The sequence below is a fragment of the Mesobacillus jeotgali genome (assembly GCF_031759225.1).
Taxonomy (GTDB): Bacteria; Bacillota; Bacilli; order Bacillales; family Cytobacillaceae; genus Mesobacillus; species Mesobacillus jeotgali_B.
This window is the reverse complement of record NZ_CP134494.1, coordinates 3,993,813-4,008,809: the sequence shown is the minus strand read 5'-3', so window position 1 is coordinate 4,008,809 and position 14,997 is coordinate 3,993,813. Positions and strand designations below refer to the sequence as shown.

Annotated in this window: 13 protein-coding genes; 1 reads left to right on the top strand and 12 read right to left on the bottom strand. The window is 44.1% G+C overall.

What is annotated here, in order from left to right; all coding sequences use genetic code 11:
• Nucleotides 1–16: 16 nt before the first annotated feature.
• From RH061_RS20205 to RH061_RS20170, 8 genes are all read right to left on the bottom strand, one after another.
• Complete coding sequence (locus tag RH061_RS20205) at nucleotides 17–1,366, bottom strand: HAMP domain-containing sensor histidine kinase (protein ID WP_311072590.1); 1,350 nt, start codon at nucleotides 1,364–1,366, stop codon at nucleotides 17–19.
• A gap of 145 nt (nucleotides 1,367–1,511) precedes the next feature.
• Entirely contained in the window at nucleotides 1,512–2,264 is a 753-nt protein-coding gene (locus RH061_RS20200; RefSeq protein WP_311072589.1) for a (S)-benzoin forming benzil reductase, read from the bottom strand.
• A gap of 42 nt (nucleotides 2,265–2,306) precedes the next feature.
• A complete protein-coding gene (locus RH061_RS20195) occupies nucleotides 2,307–2,771 on the bottom strand; it encodes a hypothetical protein (RefSeq protein ID WP_311076481.1) in 465 nt (154 codons plus the stop codon).
• A 172-nt stretch (nucleotides 2,772–2,943) separates the two neighbouring features.
• Entirely contained in the window at nucleotides 2,944–3,675 is a 732-nt protein-coding gene (locus RH061_RS20190; protein WP_311072588.1) for an ABC transporter ATP-binding protein, read from the bottom strand.
• The gene (locus tag RH061_RS20185; RefSeq protein WP_311076478.1) at nucleotides 3,672–4,370 is read right to left on the bottom strand and encodes an ABC transporter permease; all 699 of its coding nucleotides are present in this window, start codon (nucleotides 4,368–4,370) and stop codon (nucleotides 3,672–3,674) included. Before RH061_RS20185 ends, RH061_RS20190 begins: the two co-directional genes overlap by 4 nt.
• Before the next feature lie 60 nt (nucleotides 4,371–4,430).
• On the bottom strand, nucleotides 4,431–5,285 hold the full coding sequence (locus tag RH061_RS20180; protein ID WP_311072587.1) for an ABC transporter substrate-binding protein: 855 nt from the start codon (nucleotides 5,283–5,285) through the stop codon (nucleotides 4,431–4,433).
• A gap of 2 nt (nucleotides 5,286–5,287) precedes the next feature.
• A complete protein-coding gene (locus tag RH061_RS20175) occupies nucleotides 5,288–6,208 on the bottom strand; it encodes a helix-turn-helix transcriptional regulator (protein ID WP_311072586.1) in 921 nt (306 codons plus the stop codon).
• A gap of 736 nt (nucleotides 6,209–6,944) precedes the next feature.
• Nucleotides 6,945–7,727 carry an undecaprenyl-diphosphate phosphatase gene (locus tag RH061_RS20170; RefSeq protein ID WP_311072585.1) on the bottom strand — a complete coding sequence of 261 codons (783 nt, stop codon included), beginning with the start codon at nucleotides 7,725–7,727 and terminating at the stop codon, nucleotides 6,945–6,947.
• Nucleotides 7,728–8,123: 396 nt separating this feature from the next.
• Between RH061_RS20170 and RH061_RS20165 the strand changes: the two genes are divergently transcribed.
• The gene (locus RH061_RS20165; protein ID WP_311072584.1) at nucleotides 8,124–9,299 is read left to right on the top strand and encodes an FtsW/RodA/SpoVE family cell cycle protein; all 1,176 of its coding nucleotides are present in this window, start codon (nucleotides 8,124–8,126) and stop codon (nucleotides 9,297–9,299) included.
• Between the two features lie 45 nt (nucleotides 9,300–9,344).
• Here the strand turns inward: RH061_RS20165 and RH061_RS20160 are convergent, their stop codons facing one another.
• The 4 genes from RH061_RS20160 to RH061_RS20145 form a co-directional block, all read right to left on the bottom strand.
• On the bottom strand, nucleotides 9,345–10,415 hold the full coding sequence (locus tag RH061_RS20160) for a Ger(x)C family spore germination protein (RefSeq protein WP_311072583.1): 1,071 nt from the start codon (nucleotides 10,413–10,415) through the stop codon (nucleotides 9,345–9,347).
• On the bottom strand, nucleotides 10,405–11,499 hold the full coding sequence (locus RH061_RS20155; RefSeq protein WP_311072582.1) for a GerAB/ArcD/ProY family transporter: 1,095 nt from the start codon (nucleotides 11,497–11,499) through the stop codon (nucleotides 10,405–10,407). Before RH061_RS20155 ends, RH061_RS20160 begins: the two co-directional genes overlap by 11 nt.
• 22 nt (nucleotides 11,500–11,521) lie before the next feature.
• Complete coding sequence (locus tag RH061_RS20150; RefSeq protein WP_311072581.1) at nucleotides 11,522–13,066, bottom strand: spore germination protein; 1,545 nt, start codon at nucleotides 13,064–13,066, stop codon at nucleotides 11,522–11,524.
• A gap of 235 nt (nucleotides 13,067–13,301) precedes the next feature.
• Entirely contained in the window at nucleotides 13,302–14,855 is a 1,554-nt protein-coding gene (locus RH061_RS20145; protein ID WP_311071405.1) for an IS1182 family transposase, read from the bottom strand.
• Nucleotides 14,856–14,997 lie beyond the last annotated feature (142 nt).

Genomic DNA, 14,997 nt, shown 5'->3' with positions numbered 1-14,997 from the left:
GGATTTTAAAACCCAATCAAATAATAATTTCGAAAGTTGTGCCCTTGCCATTCTTGCTGCTGAGCGTGATTTTTCCGCCGTGCGCTTCCACGAGCTCTTTTACGATTGCAAGTCCGAGTCCTGAACCGCCTAAAGCCTTTGATCGGGATTTGTCCACCCGGTAAAAGCGGTCAAAAACCCAGGCCTGGTCCTCTTCAGGGATGCCCTTTCCTTCATCCTTCACGATGATATGAACTGTGCTGCTCTTTTTAAAAACCTGCATCGAAGTCGCAGTACCAGCTTCCGAATACTTCCTTGCATTGTCCAGCAGATTGATTATGATTTGTTCAAATCGTGTCGGGTCAGCCTCGATATAGACTTCCCCATGACAGACAAAATTAAGCGCGATATTTTTTTCATTAAAAGAGGGTGCCATCCTTGAGTGGATTCCACGCATGAATTCACAAAGCTCTACCGTTTCTTTTTGGATGGTAAAAGTGTTCTCGTCCATTTTTGCAAGGTCAAATAACCCTTTGACGAGACCGGAAAGCTTTGTTGCCTCTTCATGGATAATTTGCAGATAGTGACTTCTGTCCTCAGGTGTTGTTCCTGCTTTTGCCGCGATGTCTGCATATCCTTTTATATAAGTAAGGGGTGTCCTTAATTCATGGGAAATGCTCGCGAGGAACTCATTGCGCTGCCTTTTCATATGGTTAAGGTCATCAGCCAGTACCTGAATCGACTCTGCAAGCTCGCCCAATTCATCTTTGCCGCCTCGGGGAAGAGTAACAGAATAGTCGCCCTGACGGATCTTTGAAGTCGCTTCATTCATTTTGATGACAGGCTTGGTGATAAACCTGGACAGGAAAAGGATAATCACCGCCATTGAAGTCAACAAGAGGATTCCGGCAAGCCAGAAGTGCTTATTCAGTTTGGCAATCAGGCTCTGGACACGCTCGGTGTTCTTGAACATATAAACTGCCCCGCTGTTCTCCAAAGGGCTGACAGACGCTATATATTGCTTATCCTTCCAGTCATTTTCCAAGACCAAGCCAGCCCGCGGAACATCTTCTGGCGTACCTGTGATGATTTCTTGCATTGAATGATCGGTTGGAACCGAAGAAGATACGACTTCGCCTGTTTGGTCAGTGATAATCACATGGGTGTCTGTCTTGGACTCCATTGCCGTGATATGGTGGATGGTTTCCTGGCTATAGGAGGTTTCAAGAATATCACGATGATTATTGCCCCGCGTCTGCAGGGAAGCCAGTTCCTCGTCAATCCTTGAATGGATGATAGAAGAATGAAGGTAGTAAAATAGAACACCTTCGACCAGCAGGATTGTTATGAAAAAAACTGTCCCGATCTTAAAAGAAATCCGATCCATGTATGCCACTCTCCTGGTCAGTCTTATTCTCATGATACTAAAAAAGTATCGAGAAACAGAGCAGAATGAAAAAAAGGCGGAGGAGGAGACCTTCGCCTTTGTTCATCAGGCGGTTTTCCATTGATAGTTTACGAAAACAGCCTGATCATAATAAATTATTCACATTATAGATCTTCCCGTTATCGAGGTGATCAGCCAATACAAGTTTGACAAGCGCACTTGCAACAGTATCGGGACTGCGGAGACTGCCGCTTTCTTTGTAGTTCCTGAAGGTATTCACATCGGCGAATGCCTCCTCCGATGAAGAACGGATTGTCACCTGCATGTCAGTATCCATGATTCCTGGGCTGAAGGCAATGACCTTGCTGCTGCTTCCGCTATTCTGAAGCTCAAGGCCTGTTGTCATCGTGAACATATTCACAGCGGCCTTTGTGCTGCAATAAATGCTCCAGCCCTGGATCGGCCGCTCGCCTGCACCGGAGGTCACATTTGCGATGATGACTCTGGACCCGGTTTCCTTCGCTTTTTGTAAAAATAAATTACTGATCAGGATCGGTGACGACAAATTAACCTGGATATTTCTCTGAACTAAAACAGGATCTAATTCTCCGGTTACATCAATCGGTTCAATCACTCCAGCATTATTGATTACATACACATTTTCCGCATGTTGAAAAACATCATCACAGATTTGCGCGAAGACGCTTTGAACCTGTTGTGCAGAAGAAAGGTCGCAGCTATAGTGTGTATAGCTGACCCCAGCACTCTCTGCAGCCTGTTTCAAAGCACTATTTTCATTTCTGGAAACCGAAATGACAGGAATTCCTTCTGAGATGAACCGTTGTGCTGCAGATGCTCCAAGTCCCTTTGAGGCACCGGTTACGATAGCGTAGTTCATTGCATTTCTCCTTTATGTAAACTTACAATTCTTCATTTTGCTTCACACTGGTATGAACCCTGTGCTGACTGAATGGATATTCTTCAAAAGCCAGTCTCTATTTGCTTCCATCTGAACCTTTTCAGCAGTTTCAAGCGCGAGACTCATATATCGTTCCTGATCGGCAGCTTCTCCTGAAAGGGCATATGCACGCGCGATCGCCTCATAGGCAAAACCAAGATCAAATTCCTCAAGGTCATGCTCCAGACAGAGTTTCTCCGACTTCCTTGCATGATGGAGAGCAGCCTCACTTCTCCCAAGTATCGCATATACTCTTGAAATCTGCCATTCTCCGCGGGCAAAATTCAGCGGCGTGCCGACAACGGCCCAATGATAGCGGGAAGCCATCGCCGCATAAAGCATCGTATCATCATCACTTTCAGTCCGATCCTGTTTTTCAATCAGATCCCAGGTCAGGTTGAACAAATCAATCGCCATTTGCTTGTGAGTTGTAAAATCCATATTCATTTCCACTGTGACAGACTCCTTTTAGGGTTTTATAAGGAAGTAATTAGCCAAAAGAGTGGAAATTCCTTTTTATAAAAAAACAGCATGGCTTCTTCAGCCATGCAACAAGCCAATTGAAAAGGCTATTCCAGCCAGAAAAAACAGCATGGCGTTATTGCCATGCTGTTTGCAACTAATTGAGAAGGCTTTTCCATTCATTTATAAAAGTGGAAGCAGATGCGTTGGGGGATGACAACACTTCCTCTGTGGGACCGGTCTGTTTCAGCTCGCCATCCATTAGGATCGCCAGCGTTCCGGCAAGGTATTTCAGTTCCATAAGATCATGGCTGACAAAAACGGTCGTTGTTTTCGTCTGCTGGATGATCGATTTGATATCCTTCAACAACTGGATCTTTGTGGGGAAGTCCAGTGCTGAGAATGGTTCATCCAAAAACAGGACCTCCGGCTCGAGGACCATGGCCCGGGCGAGATTGACGCGCTGGGCTTCGCCGCCGGACAGATGGACGGCCTGCTTTTTTGCGAGATGGCTGATCTGGAATTTATCAAGCCAGTATGCAACCTTTTGTTTTACTTCGGTAAGTGGAAGATTTCTAAGCTTCAAGCCGATTGCCACGTTTTGAAAAACGGTTGTGTCAAGAAGCAGCGGCTGCTGCATTGCGACAGCGAACTTCCTCCGTGCCTCCAAAGTCAGGTCAACCGTGAGATTATGTCCTTTTAAAAAAATTGAACCCCGGGCAGGTTTCTCAAGCATCGACAATGCTTTAATGAACGTACTTTTTCCAGCACCATTCGGTCCCATGACCCCCAGGACTTCTCCCTCTTGAATCTCAAAATGGGGGATGGAGAGCAGTTTCTTTTTACCTGCTGTCACTTCTAAGTCTTTTACAGTAATCAGTAAGGTCATAGGCTCCGCTTCCTTTGCTGTAAATAAGTCAGGGTAAACGTAATGATGAATGCCAGAGTCATCAGGATGAACGAAAGGGCCAGGGCGATATCGAAGTTCCCTTTTGATACTTCCATGACAATCGAGGTCGTCAAAATCCTTGTTTCGCCGCTGATATTGCCACCAACCATCATTGCAGCGCCAACCTCGGCAATGACCCTGCCAAAACCAGCGATGATGGCTGCAAGAATCGCCAGCTTTACCTCCTTCATCAGGATCCAGTAAAGCTGCATTTTCGTCGCTCCAAGCGCTTTGACCTGTAAAATCAACTTCGGATTGATCTGCTGGAATGCCGTACTTGTCAGCGCAGTTACAATAGGCAGCGACACCAATATCTGAGCCATGATGATGGCTGTAGGTGTGTAAAGCCAGGCAAGATCTCCAAGCGGGCCGGATCGCCACAGGAAAAGAGTGATCCACAAGCCGGCGACGACAGGAGGGAGGCCCATGCCAATATTGATGATAGCAAGGATGAACCGCCTTCCTGGAAAACGGGCAAGACCCAGGAACATCCCTGTAGGTATGCCGACCAATGTACTGACCAGTACGGCTGTGATCGACACCCTCAATGTCAGCAGGGTGATTTCCAGAATCTCGGGGTCGCCCGACAGAATCATCTCTATTGCTTTTTTTAAACCTTCTAGTAAAAGTTCCATGGGCAATCAGGCTTTCCTTCTAAATTTTCTGCATAATAAGATTATACATTACCAGGGATGTTATTCGAACAGGAAGAAGAGAGGTTCGCCGTACTCATCCACACCGAACTCCTTGATGATGTTCTTCGTGTCTTCAGCAGTCATGAATTCCACGAATGCTTTCGCACCTTCTGCATTCACTTTTTCATGCCTTTCGTCGTTTACCTGCATAACATGATAAATATTCAGCAGGCTTTCATCACCTTCTACCAAAATTTCAGTGTCGGGCATGTTCTTTTTCTGGGCAAGGAAAGTAGCACGGTCTGTCAGAGTGTAGCCCATCTTTTCAGATGCTATCTTTAGTGTTGCACCCATGCCCTGTCCAGCCTCGATGTAGGTTTCGCCAAGGGATTTTGGATCAATGGAAGATTTTTTCCAAAGCTCTAGTTCTTTTTTATGTGTACCAGAATCATCACCGCGGGAGACGAATGAAGCTTTTGATTCGGTTATATTCGTCAATGCCTCATCAACAGATAAACCCTTTATTTTAGCTGGATCTTCAGCAGGGCCGACCAGGATGAAATCATTGTACATGACCTTTTGACGGTTGATCGCATCGCCGCTTTTCACGAGCTCCTCTTCAGCAGCAGGTGCGTGAACAAGCAAGACATCCGCTTCGCCGCGTGTTCCCATTTCAAGAGCCTGGCCAGTTCCGACAGCGATGATCTTAAGATTGTAATTGTTTTTTTCTTCAAAATCAGGTTTCAGGACATCAAGCAGCCCGCTGTCCTGAGTGCTTGTAGTAGTAGCAAGGATCAAATCGGTTTTTTCCGTTTCTGGATCTTTATCAGCTTCTTTTGTCGTTGAATCAGAACAGCCTGTTACAAAAGCAAACATTAGTACAAGTAAAAGTGAAATTAAATGTTTGAATTTCATGCTTAAGCCTCCGATAAGTGGTTTCCGTAAATGATTTTTCCAAACTCCTCAGCATCATAGCCGTCAAAATCCACGATGCTGTCCTTGAAATTGGTGAGCTGGATCAGGTCGGTCAAATGCTGGAGAGCTTCTTTGTTTCCAGGGGTCCAGCGGAACACTAGATCAAACTGTTCCTTCGTGAGCGGAATGAAGTCTAGTCCAAGCTGGCTTGCGGCGCATCTGATACCGAAGGCAGCATCTGCAGTTCCCCTGCTGATATGAGCCCCCGCGCCAAGATGCGTCCATTCTTCATTTTCATAACCCTTCACTGCTGCTGGCTCAAGTTGTTCACTGGCCAGGAAGGAATCGAGCAGGAAGCGGGTTCCAGCACCTTTTTGCCGGTTGATGATCGTGACATCACTTCTTGCCAGGTCCTTGACACTGGTGATGTTCTTTGGATTTCCTTTTGCGACAATTAAGCCCTGATCCCGGGAAGCAAGTCTCATTACCGATATAGGCTCATGGACAAACAGCTGACGGATGAAGGGAAGATTGTATTGCTGCGATGCCGGGTCGAGCAAGTGGACCGCAGCGATATCGGCACTTCCTCTGTAAAGCATCATCAATCCTTCCAGACTGCCGATGTAGGAGGGAGTGATTGAAAGTCCTGTCCCTTCAGATGCTATGTACTTTACCAGCTGTTCGACCAGGAAATCATGGCTGCCTGCCAGCTGCAATGAATGCTGGGGCGCCGCCTTTGATTCCTGCGTTTTAATCGGGTTTGCCGACATGCTAGCTTTATATCTTTCAAACTCGTTTTCTTCGATCCGCATTTTATTGCCGACCTTAAAGGCTGCAAGATCGCCGCGCTTGATCATTTCATAAACAGTATTTTTGGAGATTTTCAGCATGGAAGCGATTTCATCTGGAGTGTAGATTTGCAAATGGTTTCCCTCCTTTTCAACCTAAACTAAATATAATAGAATATTTAGTAGATGGGTATACTTTTTGTTTGGTTTTGTTATGTTTTGTTTAGTTTCGTGATGTTTTAATCACAAATCGTTCACAATTATAGTGGGAGAAACTCATTTTTTCCAAATATAACCTTCACAAAATACTCCGGGCAGTATTGTGTATTTATTATTGATACCATGGTAAACTAAGCACTAAACAGAATTGATGTAGAAAGGAAAAGGGAGAATGCAGATTTCAGATAAAGCGCGCGACATTTTAAAAGAAATCCTCGCTGAGCGCAACGCAGAAGGCATCCGCGTGTACTTCGGCGGCTTTGGCTGAGGAGGCCCGCAGATTGGTCTGGCTCTGGAGGAGCCGGAAGAAGATGATCATGTAATAGTAATCAATGAAATCCAAGTCGCAATCGAATCCAATATCGTCGACTATACTCAAGGTATGTCGCTCGAATATGACGAGTATCGTGAAGGTCTTGTCCTTATGGGCGGAGACGGCGGCTGCTAATAGAATGGAAAAGGCACACCATCTTGTGAACGGTGTGCCTTTTTTCGTAGTGCGTTAACTGGAAAAAATCAGCGGAAATTTCCAGTTCGCCAATAAATCTGGATTTTCGCCAATAAAGTTATGAAAATCGCCAATAAAACGAAATTATCGCCAATAAAATTGTGAACTCCGCCAATAAAAACAAGTTATCGCCAATAAACTATTTTAAAACTGCCCAGCATACTGAAAATACAGCACAACAAGCCCCATAATCCATACATAAATCGCAAAAGGCTTCAAAGAGTGATTTTTTAAATAGCCAATCATCCATTTTACAGCGATATATCCGAAAATCGCTGCTGAAATGATGCCAATCAACAATGCCTGAATCGAAATCGTCTCACTTCCGCCGCTGAAAAGGTCTTTTCCTTGCAAAACGATGGCGCCTAGAATGGCTGGGGTCGACAGGAGGAAAGAGAAGTATGCTGCAGTCTCGCGGTCGAGCTTTCGCCAGAGCGCTGTGACAATCGTCAAGCCCGAGCGGGAAATAGCGGGAAAAATCGCTGCTGCCTGGAAGCTGCCAATCACGAGAGCATCTGTATAGCTGATATCATCCATTTTTTTGCGGCCATTTTTGATAGAGTCCGCAAACCACATCAGCGTCCCGGTAATCAGGAATTCCCAGCCGATCGTCACGCCGGTTTTGGAAATATCATCAAAGTAATCCTCAAAAAGCAATCCAACTACAACAGCCGGCAGGGTGCCGACAACAAGGAGGAACGTCAGCTTCCCAAACGGATTTTTCAAAATCTTGATAAACTCATATCTGTAAAATACAAATACCGCCAGCAGTGTACCTACGTGAAGCATCGTATCGAGCAGCAGACCGGCTTCCTCAAGACCAAACAAATTTCTGCCCAGATAAAGATGACCGGTAGAGCTGATCGGCAAAAACTCAGTCAGTCCCTGGATAATCCCAAGGATGAAAGCTTCAATTTTTGATAGCATACAGAATCCCCACTTTTTCAAAGACTTTGTCCCTTACAAAGCTATGAAACATGTCCCACCTCTATGCACGGAAATTTACAGCTGACTTTATGACGGACAAAAATCCAGGAGACAACAGCAAAACAGTCCATCATCAAGGCCATGACGGACAAAAATCCAGGAGACAGCATTAAATCTGTCCGTCATTAAGGCGAAAAAGTTGAAAAGGAAACTCCATCCATTTCCCTGCGCCAAATTGCCTGAATAAAAATTTTCGGATATGTAATAATAACCATTTCATAGTCAGAAGTTGTGATTTATTGTCGAAAAAAATATAATGAAGTATTGAACAGTTCTTCAGTTATAACGTGATAATTCTCAGTTGGAAAACTGCCTTCATATAAAAGGGGAATAAAAATGACTTCGAATCCAAAAACGAATTCCCGGCTCGATTATGGGCTGGTTATGATATTGATCCTGCTTTTCCTGTCGAGCTGCATCGCTATTTACAGCGCCCAGACGACGGGGCAGTATGGATCTGAAAACTTTTTGATTAAGCAAATCATCTGGTACGTCATCGGTGCGGGAATCATTGCCGCAGTCATCACTCTCGATTCGGATCAGCTGCAAAAATTGAGCTGGTATGCCTATGGCTTTGGGCTGGTCTTGCTGATGGGGCTTATCATTGCACCTTCCACCATCGCTCCTGTCATCAATGGTGCGAAAAGCTGGTACAGGGTGCCGGCAATGGGTACTCTGCAGCCGTCCGAGCTGGTGAAGGTGTTCATCATCCTGGCTCTTGCAAGGGTGATTGTTGACCACCATCAGAAATACCGGCTTAAATCCATTCAAACCGACCTTTGGCTCCTGATTAAAATCGGTATTGTCACGATGGTGCCGCTCATGCTCGTCATGCAGCAGCCTGACCTGGGTACCTCGCTTGTGTATATTGCAATCATGCTTGGGATGATTTTCATCTCTGGCATCACCTGGAAGCTGCTTGTGCCAATTTTCGGGACAGGCCTTACGCTGATCTCGATCATATTTTATTTTGTAATCTGGAAGCCTGAAATCCTTGAAAAATATCTTGGGGTGAAGGAATACCAGTTCGGTCGGATCTATTCCTGGCTTGACCCTTATAATTACCAAAGCACTACCGGCTTCCAGCTTACGAGGTCGCTGCTGGCCATCGGTTCAGGTGAAACGGTGGGGAAGGGCTATGGCACAAGGGAAGTGTACCTGCCCGAAAGCCATACTGACTTCATCTTCAGCATCATCGGCGAGGAATTCGGCTTCGTTGGAGCAAGTATTGTTGTAAGCTTGTTTTTCTTGCTGATTTACCAAATCACCAAAATTGGCATGGAAACGAAGAATGACTTTTACACCTATATTTGTGTAGGCGTCATCAGTATGATCACCTTCCACGTATTCCAGAATATCGGCATGACCATCGGCCTTCTGCCTATCACGGGCATCCCGCTGCCATTTATCAGCTACGGAGGAAGCTCGTTGATGGGGAATATGCTTGCAGTAAGCTTGATTTTCTCGATCCGGTACCATTACAAGAAATACATGTTCTCGACCACCGCATAAAAAAGAGAGGGATTCCCGACATCAGCTGGGAGTCCCTCTTTTACTTTATTCAACAATTCCTACCTCTGTTATAGTCACATCCGTTTTTACATTGACGGTTAAATTTTTATATTCATCTTCCCATCTCTTAAAATCGAAGCCTCTTGTTTTTGTTTTAATAAACTGGCCAAAACCAACTGGATCGATGCCCATCTCCTGGAATTCCTGTATCATTTCCATGGTTTCCTTGTTGACTTGCTCCTCAAATTCCTTTTCTATCTTTTTGATGATTCCTGGTGTCAACATCTCCCCTGTATATTCACGGATCAGCCCTTCAACCTTGATCTCAATGTCAACAGTGTAGGGATTCCGCTTGCTTAGTTTGAACTTGTTTTTAGAATCCAAATCTTTTACCGCGACATCCTTGCCATCCACTTCCAATTTAAAAGCTCCTTCACTGAATTTATCTGTAAGAAGCTTAAAGAAGAACATTTTATCTGAAGGCAGCTCTTTCACCATTTTTTCATCCTTGAATAAAGCAATTCCTGTGATATCGATGATTTCAGGTTCCGTTTTTTTCAGGATTGGAAGATAGGGATCTATCCCTTCCTGGTATAAGTCGAATAAGTAGAGGTGCATGTTCGTTATCGGCAGATTGCGTGTTTCCGTATTGTGCTGGATTAATTGAGACAAATGAATAGCATTCCCTCTGGTTCCATAGGTTCCGGATAATATTTCTTTCGCCTTATCATCTGCTACTGCGAAATATACCCGGGCACCGATACTTGGGTCGCGCTCAAAAGCATCAATGAAATCCTTGATTCCTTTTTTGGCGATTTCTTCACCAAAAAGGGCAATCTCCAGGGAGCCTGTTACGACTGGCTGTGCTGACTTACGCTGAATCTCCTGAATTAAATCCCTATTGCTCGTAGCCGTTGCCGAGAAGGTGAAATTGCCGATCTTCTTATCCGGATTAAAGATAGGTACCATGACAGTACCTTCGATTTTATCATTCTTTTGATCATAACCTACGCCCATCTCGATGTTCACATCATCAATGATTTCCTTTTCGACACAACCTGTAAGCAATAGGGACATAAGCATAAGCGAGATAACTATGAAGAATCTAATTTTCATTTTTTTTCACCTTCTTGGCGATCATTGTTGCAATAAATAAAAATGGGATATAGAGGAAGGTCACGCTGAATCCGATCTTTGCGACCAAATCATTCAAAAAATTTATCTTTGCCCTTGTATCTATAAAAGGCATGGCGAGTAAGCAGATGAAAGCAAGGGCAATCACGCCTTTTTTTTGCCGAAGCTTAAAGGCTCTTTTTAAAATCATGCTGGCTCCCCAAAGAGCGATACAAATATTAGGGAGGATAATCAGATTCCAGTTGGCAATTCCGATATATTCGAATCGTTCAACAAAGGGCATACTGACAATTTTCCACATTTCAAGAGTTGCCCAGATGGATTTGGCCAGCTGTGCTTCTGAGAAATAAGTAAAAGTAATGATCGCGAGTACGGTATAGATAATGGTGGTCAAAAAAACACCGAGATGGGCCCATTTTTGTGATTTAGGCGCATCTTTGATGAATGGGTAGAAAAATAGCGGTATTTCAAAGCCGATGTACGTCAGGGACATATTGAAAGCACTGATGGCCATATCTTTTAAAGAATGATCCAGGATTGGCAGCAGATTCCTGAAGTCCGCATATTTGAGTGCAAAGCCAAATGTCAGCAGCAGATAGCTTGGCAGGACAATACAGAAAAAAGCGATACCGGTCACGGTTCTAAAACCGCCAAAAACGATATAGATTGAAAGAAGCAAAAAGACAAGACTGTACCAGAAAGTACTAATTTCCGGGAACATCCATACCTGAACGACTTCGAGGTAAGTCCTTAAAACTGCCATCGCAAAAATCAGCAGGTAGACGATGAAAACCGTGCTTATTATACTGCCGATTTTTTTGCCAAAAACAAAGGCATGTGCTGCAACAATGTCTCCTTCTACCGTCCCGCAAATTTTATAAATCATCCAAACGATGAGATGGATACTCAGTCCAGCAGCAAAAACGGATATCCAAGCATCATAACCTGCATTCTTGGCAATGATGCGCTGGTAGCCAAGGACCCCGATGCCAATCTGCATGGACATGATTAGGTAAAGGACGAGAAAAGGTGATATTTGCAATCTTTCAGGTATGGGCTGCTGCATGTTTTTTCAAAACCTCCAATGCTCACTCGTCGATGTCCTTTTTTTCCTTTGCCTTTTTTTCACTGAAACGGGCTGGATTTTCTGTTCTCAAATATTGTGGCCGGTTATATTGCATGGTAAAAGGCAGCCGAATGATCGCATCTTTGAAATCCGTCACCCTTGGAGGATACAAAGGCTCCAAGAAAGGCCTGCCCAATGATGTTAGTCTGAGCAGATGGGTCAGGAGGAATGAAAAGGATACAACGATTCCCAGCATTCCCCAAAGCTCAGCAAAGAACAGGAATGGGAATCGTAGCAGCCTGATAGTGTTGCCCATTCGATACACTGGTGTAGTGAAAGACGCCAGCGCTGCCAGTGCGACAATGATCAGGAGGACATTACTCGTCAGACCTGCTTCAACGGAAGCGGTCCCGATTACGATTCCGCCCACGATACCGATCGTCTGGCCGACCTTGGTAGGCAGGCGGGCCCCGGCCTCACGCAATAGCTCGATTGTCAGCTCAAGGAATAATGCTTCAAGTATAGGAGGGAGCGGTATTTCCCTTCTTGATGTAATCAATGTGCTTAGCAGGTCCTTTGGGATCAACTCATAATGATAGGACAAGGCTGCTACATAAATCGGTGTGATCAGGATCGAGAACGCAACGGCGAATAAACGGATCAGCCGGAAAAAAGAAGACAATAAATAATTCAGGAAGTAGTCTTCGAAAGAGCCGAAGAATTCCACCAAAGTCGTTGGCCCGATCAATGCGTGCGGCGAACCGTCGACAAGGATGGCGACTTTTCCCTCTGCAAGGATGGCCGCGATCCTATCCGGCCTTTCAGTATCCAGAAGCTGTGGAAAGGGAGAATTCTGGTTATCGGAAATCAGCTGGACAATATAAGAACTATCTGTGATTTCATCGAATTCAATGTCTTTCACGCGCTGGATAACCGTATTGACATTATCTTTGTTGGTGATGCCCTCCATATATAAAATGGCGACACCAGATTTTGATATCGAGCCCACCGTATAGTTTTCAATAATCAACTCTTTTACTGGAACCCTTTTTCGAATCATATTAAGGTTTTGATCCAGTGACTCAACAAATGATTCCTTTGGGCCGATTACACTGAATTCTACTTCAGGCTGGGCAACTGTCCTAACTACTTCTTTTTGCGCCGCGATGAAGGCGAAATATTTCTCTTCATTCTCAAGCGTTAGAAGTACATACCCATTAAAGAGTTTAATTTCTATATCCTCATTTTTCGCCGAAACCTGGACATCCGCTATCGGTATAAGCTTTTTGACGTCTTCAATGGTATTAAATTCGCCCTCAAGCAAGTAGGGGAGAGCATTATTTTGGAGAATGCTTTCATCTACAAGAGTCGACATGAATGAAAAGCAGAATTTTTTTTCCGTCTTCTGATTGACATAAAAAGTCTTTTTGTAATCGTGAGATTTGAAAAGAGTATTTTCCCACTCGTGGTCATTTAAATATTGATCAGGCTTTTGGCCTTCCGTATCCTGTTTAGCAGCTTCTTTTTCAATGTCTTCCATCAACTTTTTCTTGAATAGCTTCTTCATTGCAATCTCCGCCAATCTTGATTTACGTTTATCATTTCCGAAATTGGGAGGATTATGAAGACTCTTTTTGTAAAATTTGTTATCGTTTCCCCTTCAGTCAATAAAAATAACAAAAGAGGCTGACTCAAAAGGTTGAATAAATTCGACCTGAGAGTCGCCTCTTTTACTTTTTATCCAATTTATGGGTTTGGATTTGATGGATTTATAAGGGAAAGAGGGATATTCCTCCCCTTAGTTACCCTAATTTTTGTTCGCTTTCCTTGTTGGCTGCCCACTTCAAAAGATTGTGTGCAGCGCAAATAAGACCCCAATCCGTGGTATTTTTGGAGAGGCCTCTTAACCCAAATCTTTTAAACCCTCGATTGTGTTTAATCTGCCCAAATACTGGCTCGACATCTATTTTTCTCTGCCTGTATCTTTGGCTTCCTTCTTCCGCAGCCAATCGTTCCCGAACTTCTTTTCGTTGTTGTTGGTTTTTCACTGAGACCTGTACGGTCTTTGTATCTTTGTCTTTGGCACAGGTTGTTTGGAATGGACAGTTCATACAATCGGTACAGCGGTACGTGCGCTTCACGGAATCGTAACCGTTGTCGGACTTTCTTTGACTCTCATACTGGAAAACCAGGCGTTTTCCGTTTGCACAAATCCATTCATCTAGCTCTTCGTCATACTCCATATTTTCAACTCGGCCAATTTGTTCCTTCCATGCCTTTGTCTGTTCCTTGTCAAAAGTATTGTATTTAATGTACGCTTCTATTTCCTGTTCTTCACAATGTGCATAGTTCTCTTCGCTTCCATAACCAGAGTCGGCAATAACGGCCTTTGGCTTCGGGCGGTTATGTTTTTCCAAAAGTTCAAGATGGGGAATCATGCATCCAGGATCTCCAGCCCGTTGATGGAGGCTGAAGTTGGTGATGAACTGATTTTCTGTTCCAATCTGAACATTATATCCAGGCTTTAACTGCCCGTTCATCATGTGGTCCTCTTTCATTCGCATAAAAGTGGCATCGGTATCCGTCTTAGAAAAGCTGTTTCTCTCTCCAAAAGTCTGTTTCTGAAGTTCATACTTCTGCTTTCGAGGTAGAAGGTCTTTTTCCAGTTGGCGCTTTGCCTTCTTTAAAGGTTTGTTTTTTGGATCCTGTTCCAGTCTCTCTTCCAGCTTTTTAATGGTTTCTTCAATTTTTGCAGAAGAGATGGGTGTCTCTTCGAGCTTTTCCTGAAAATCTTGTTCCCTTTCTGCTTCTTCATCTTCTTTGGTGATTTGTTCAATCCCAAAGACAATCTGGCGGAATTTCTCGTCCAACTTTTTATCGTATTTTTCAGTGGACTTCTTCCAAACAAAAGTATACTTGTTGGCGTTTGCCTCCAATTTGGTCCCATCCAGGAAATAGTCTTCTAGCTTCACAAGTCCTTCCTCCCGAAGGAGGTCGACTATGGAAAAGAACGTCTCATAGATGACATCTTTCATGCGTTCGGAACGGAAACGGTTGATGGTACGAAAATCAGGCTTCTGTTCGCCGGAGAGCCACATGAACATAATATTCTCTGTTAGCTGTTTCGCGATTTGTCGAGAGGAATAAATACGGTTGGCATATGCATAAAGAATGACTTTTAACATCATTTGAGGATGGTAAGGCGGCCGTCCTCCACCAGGATAAAGAGAGAGAAAGATATTGGGGTTCATCTGGTCGACGGCAAAATCAATCAATCGAACAAGGTGCTGTTGAGGAATCAAAACTTGAATGTCCATTGGAAGGGTCAATTGGTTTGTGTTATAATTTTTATACAAGAAAATCTCTCCTTTTGTATAGTTGGTTGTGGTGACTTAATTATAACAAAAGAGGTTTTTCTTGTATTTTTTTGCACAAAAAATGAATTTAGAAACCTGAGTTGATTGGAGTGGAAGGCGCGTAGACTCCTGCGGGCGCAGC